At 69.5% G+C, this 5,260-nt stretch carries 4 protein-coding genes; 2 read left to right on the top strand and 2 right to left on the bottom strand.

Annotated elements, in window-relative coordinates; translation table 11 throughout:
- Positions 1-268: 268 nt before the first annotated feature.
- Positions 269-1,189: a DUF2381 family protein gene (locus tag VF794_RS04585; RefSeq protein WP_331107952.1), complete on the bottom strand. Its 921-nt coding sequence runs from the start codon at positions 1,187-1,189 to the stop codon at positions 269-271.
- A gap of 106 nt (positions 1,190-1,295) precedes the next feature.
- Positions 1,296-3,152 carry a serine/threonine protein kinase gene (locus tag VF794_RS04580; protein ID WP_331107951.1) on the bottom strand — a complete coding sequence of 619 codons (1,857 nt, stop codon included), beginning with the start codon at positions 3,150-3,152 and terminating at the stop codon, positions 1,296-1,298.
- Positions 3,153-3,656: 504 nt separating this feature from the next.
- On the opposite strand from VF794_RS04580, the gene VF794_RS04575 reads away from it, so the two are divergent.
- Positions 3,657-4,322, top strand: a complete 666-nt coding sequence (locus tag VF794_RS04575; RefSeq protein ID WP_331107950.1) for an HAD family phosphatase — start codon at positions 3,657-3,659, stop codon at positions 4,320-4,322.
- A 15-nt stretch (positions 4,323-4,337) separates the two neighbouring features.
- A partial coding sequence (locus tag VF794_RS04570) for a lactate racemase domain-containing protein (protein ID WP_331107949.1) occupies positions 4,338-5,260 on the top strand: 923 nt, incomplete at its 3' end.

The raw sequence follows: 5,260 nt of genomic DNA, 5'->3' as shown, positions 1-5,260 counted from the left end.
CTCCTGGGACGCCCGAGGCGCATGCGCTGTGCAGGAAGAGGACGAGGAGAAACCAGCCACCCAACCCAAGGCGCAGCGGAGCCCCTGGCGAACGTGGACCAACAAGACGGGTGCACACGGCGCACCTCCGGAAGCGACGCGGCCCGCGAGCCGTCGCTCCCGGAGTACACGGAAGCACGGCTCCGCCCGTCAAGCCGCTGGATAGGCCGAGCCCCAGAGAACTCGACGGGTAGGCCACGAGTGGAGCCGTGCCCGTCACGGGGCGGCGCTACGGGAACGTCACCTCACCGAGAACGACCGTCCGCTGGCGCTCCGCGTCCCAGAGCGTGAGCGTGTACGTGCCCCGGGCCTGCTTCGTCGTCGCCAGCACCTCCACCACCACGCGGCCCGCGTCCGGGCCCGGTGCAATGGGCTCCGGCTGCCAGAGCGGCAGGGGCTTGAGGACCGCCCCGGTGGCGCTCCGCAGCACCGCGCCCGCCGCCACCCAGGGCTGCGTACCGGGATTCCAAAGCTTCACGTCCACCGCCACCCGGTCCAGGGCGCGGTAGCTCTTGATGCGCTCCAGGGAGAGGGCGTTTCCCTCCCTCTTGGTGACGCTCTCCGTCAGGTCCTTGGAGGCGATGCCCCCCTTACCCAGCAGCCCGGAGGCGAGCACACCGCGCAGTCCCTCCGGCACGGCCTGCTCGGCCCGGAACTGCCGCACCTCCTCCTGGCACTGCTGAACCTCGGCCCGCGCTTCCCGCTCGGCCCGCTGGTAATCCGCCAGGGGGCGCTTCTGGCGCAACACCTCCACGCCCTGCATGCCCAGCCCCGGGTGCGTCAGGAGGACGAAGGTGGCGCACGCCGGGGCGGCATCGTCCGCGAAGCACACCTCCACCTCGGAGCGCTTGCCCGCTTCCAGGTTCTCGCGCGGCCTGAACGTGAGCGTCTGCTTGCCCGTCGCCGTGTCCTCGAACCATTCCGGCTCACCCAGCCTCACGGAGCCCGGTCGCAGCAACGCGTCGAAGGAGAACGTGAGGGGCAGGCCCGGGGTGATGCACACCACCCTGGCCTTCGCGGTGGACGTGGCCTCCAGCTCGACGCGGGGGCTCGCCGCCGCGCATTCATCCTGGCCGGGCGGCTCGGCGGGGCTGGGGGATTGGGAAAAGAGGAGAAGCGCCAGCAGGCCGGCGGGGGACGCGAGGGGCACGGGAAAAAACCTCCAAGGAGGCTGGAGCGGGGTGCGCGGGCCCGAGCCTCTACCACAGTCCCGTGCACCCCTAGACCCGGGCCCAGGGGCGGGCCCACGCAAACGCCTACTTGAATTGCTCCACCGCGCGCACCGCCTGGGTGGAGAAGACCACGGCAGCGTCGGCCGGGCCGCCCACGTCCTTCCGCTCCACGCCGCGCTCGTTCCAGTCGGCGGTCCTTCCCACGAGCTCCAGGCACACCGGGTATGTTGCGCCGTCATGTGTCTTGGCCTCGGTGAAGAGGCCGTAGACGCGGTCCGTCGTGAAGAAGAGTCTCCCCGAGAGGACGGTGCCCCCTTCCAGCTTCCCGAACTTCCTACCAGTCCTGACGGTGGCGAGCTGTCGTACGTCCACGGGTTTGGCATCGCCGACATGGGGGAACATGACCCAAACGTCGTTGCTAATGCGGATGTCCAGCGTGTCCGTCATGGTCTCCACGGAACCAGGGGGGCACTCCAGGGCGGGAGGCGCCGAGCGCACGGGGGCGGCTGGCTGCTGCTGCGTGCCGACACAGGCTTGCAGGGCGGCACCGACGAGGCCCGCGCACGCATTGCGCACGGCGGTGCCCTTCTTGGGCCGCTTGTCCGGGCTGGGAGTCTTCTGCTGCGTCTTCACGGGGGCGTCGTCCTTGGGAGGCGTCGCGGGGGGAGCGACGACCGCGGGGGTGGTGTCCGCCAGGGGCGGAGCCGCGGCCCTTTCAGCTTCGGGCGGCTTGTCCCCGCGCGCCATTTCGCCACCGCCCCGCCGTGCCAGCAGTTCGGCCCCCAGTCCCGCCAGCACCAGCACCGCCAGCACGGCCGCCGCCTTCCACAGCGCGGCCAACGCGTCCGCACGCCGCAGGCTGGCGGACGTGAGGGCCGGGCCCGAGGTGGGCACCGGCTCCAACATGGGGGCAGGGGGCTTCACCTCGGTGGGCCGCTTGCCCCGCCGGGGCTGGTGGCGTACCCACCTGTCCATCCACGAGGGCCGGGGCTGGGGCCCGGGCTTCGCCACCTCCAGGGCCCCGTCTTCCTCCTCCCAGCCCAGGCACAGCGGCACATCCCACGCCGCCTCTCCTCGCGCGTCCTTCAGGGCCGCTTCCAGCGCCGCGCACAGCGCCCCGGTGCTCGCCAGTCGCTCCTCCGGCTTCTTCTCCAGCAGCCGCATGCACACCGCGCTCAGCGCCCGGGGCACCCGCTCGTTCATCTCGTGCGGCGGCAGGGGCTGGCACGAGAGGATTTCCGCCAGCATCAACGGCTCGGCGTCCTCAATGGGGTAGGTGTCCGTGAGCAGCGCGTAGAGGATGACGCCCAGGGCGTACAAGTCGTCCGCTGGCGTGTACGGGTAGCTCTCGTCCGGCTGGCGGCTGGGGCGCAGGAAGAAGGCCACGGACTCGGGGCTGCGAAAGCGCAGGTCGGCCGGGGCCAGGGCCCCGCGCGTGACGCGAGGCGCCCCCGGCAGGCTGCCCGCACCGAAGTCCACCAGCACCGGCTCTCTGTCCGCCTCGCGCACCAGCACGTTGTCGTCCTTCAAGTCCCGGTGCAGCACGCCCTGCTCGTGCACGTGGCCCAGCGCTCGCGCCAGCTTGAGCACCAGCTCCGCCGCCTCGCGGGCGCTCGGGTTGTCCTCGGCGGCCCAGGTGCGCACCGTTCGGCCCCGCACCCACTCCATGACGAGCACCAGGTACTCGGGCCCCTCCTCCGGCCAGCGGAAGTGACTCAGCAGCCTCACCACGTTGGGCCATTGGTGCCGCAGCAGGATGTAGAGCTCGCGCCAGCCCCACTCCCCCACGCGCTCCAGGTGGATGAACTTGAGCGCGTACGGGCGCCCCTCCCGCCACGCCAGGTACACCTTGCCCTGACCTCCGCCCCCCAGCTTCCTCTCAATCCGGTAGCCGGCCACCACCAACCCCGCAGGCACCACCTCCTCCAGCGCGGGCTTCACGGCGCTCCTGTCGCGCGGCGTCCGGCGGGTGATGGCGGCAGTTGGGTCATGGCGTCTACCTCCGGGGTGGGGACGCTAGCAGACCCGGGTGCCTCACCAGCGTTGGAACCGCCGCCTTGAAATAGAGCCTGTGGCGCGTTCACTCGTAGTCGACTACGAGTGACGTACGCCGTCATCCCACATCACTCGTGGTCGACTACGAGTGAATCGCCTCCGAGCACCCGCCTCGAAGTCCCCCTACCCGTGACTCCCGTTGTTCACGCCACGCCATCGGAACTCCGGAGAAAGCATGGCCCCAACCAGACGCCCTATCTCCTGGCTGCTCGTGTGAGGTGCGGTGGTAGAGCACGCACGACAACGGCGCCGGCCCACCGGTCCGTGACCAGCAAGCAACTTCCTCAGAGAGAGGTCGCCGCGTCGCTCTTTGTCCAAGTGCGTCGAATTCTGGGCCGTTTAGTGTGGTTGACACACGCCGGACTCCGATGTCAGGAAGCCCGCCTGCCCATGCCCGCGAAAGCCGCCTTCTACGATGTCGACGGGACGCTGGTGAAGACCAACGTCGTCCACGTCTACGCCTACTACGCCATGAACCGGGGCTCGATCCTGGGCATCGCCGGGAGGACCCTGGCCACGGCCGCCAGCGTGCCCCTCTTCGCCGCCATGGACGCGCTGGATCGGAAGACCTTCAACGAGTTCTTCTACCGGTACTACGCGGGCCTCTCCGAGGACCGGCTCGTGTCCATCGCCGAGGACATGTTCGAGGACGTGCTCAAGCCCGCCCTCTACGAGCAGACGCGCGATCTCATCGACCAGGCCCGCCGCGTCGGCTGCCGCATCGTGCTCGTCACCGGAGCGCTGGACTTCAGCATGCGCCCGCTGGCCCGCTACCTGGGCGCCGACGAGATGATCGCCAACAAGATGCAGTTCGTGGGCGGCAAGGCCACCGGCAAGGTCATCCCTCCCATCATCGAGGGGGCGAACAAGGCCAACGCCATCCGCTCCTACTGCGTGCGCGAGGGCCTGGCCCTCGAAGAGTGCCACGGTTACTCCGACAGCTCCTCCGACTACGCCATGCTCTCCGTGGTGGGGCGGCCCACCGCCGTCAACCCGGACATGCGCCTGCGCTCCATCGCCCGGGCCTACACCTGGCCCATCCTCGACCTGAAGTAACGAAAGCCGCTCGACATGCGCCCGCTCAAGACGCTCCAGAAGCTCTACGACGAGGAAAGCCAGGTGGTCATCACCGAGAAGGGCAGCCCGCCCCGGGCGCTCTTCTACGGGGAGAACTTCCTCCTGGAGGACCTGCCCGTGGGCACCCGGGTCATCTTCCCCCGGCCGCCCCTGGCCGGCGTGCCCAACGTCAAGGCCGCCATCCGCTGGGCCATCAACCACCCCGAGGGCATGGAGCCCCTGCACGCCCTGCTCCGCCCGGGCATGCGGCTCACCTGCGTCATCGACGACATCTCCGTGCCGCTGCCGCCCATGGCCACGCCGGACGTGCGCCAGTCCATCCTGGAGGTGGTGCTGGAGCTGTGCGCGGACTCGGGCGTGGACGACGTCCACCTCGTCATCGCCAACGCCCTGCACCGCCGCATGACGGAAGGTGAGATGCGGCGCATGGTGGGCCAGAAGATCTACGACGCCTACTACCCGGACCGGTACTACAACCATGACGCCGAGGATCCCGACGGCATGGTGGAGCTGGAGCGCACGCCCTGCGGCACGCACGTGGTGGCCGTCAACCGGCGTGTGGCCGAGAGCGACCTCGTCGTCTACGTGAACGTGAACTTCGTGCCCATGAATGGCGGGCACAAGTCCATGGGCACCGGCGTGACGAACTACGCCGGCCTCCGGGCGCACCACAATCCGAAGACGATCCGCGACTCGGAAAGCTACATGGAGCCGAGCCGCAGCGAGCTGTACCGGCGCAACGAGCGCATCGGCAAGGCGATCGACAAGCACCTCAAGGTGTTCCACATCGAGACGTCGCTGAACAACCGCATGTTCGGCCCGGGCGTGGACTTCCTCCACAAGAAGGAGGAGCACTACACCGAGGGCGACAGGCTCAAGCTGCACGCCATGCGCTACGCGCTCTCGAAGATGCCGCG

The organism is Archangium sp., from assembly GCF_036389735.1.
Lineage (GTDB): Bacteria > Myxococcota > Myxococcia > Myxococcales > Myxococcaceae > Archangium.
Note: the sequence above shows the minus strand (reverse complement) of the source record. Positions and strands in the feature narration are given on the sequence as shown.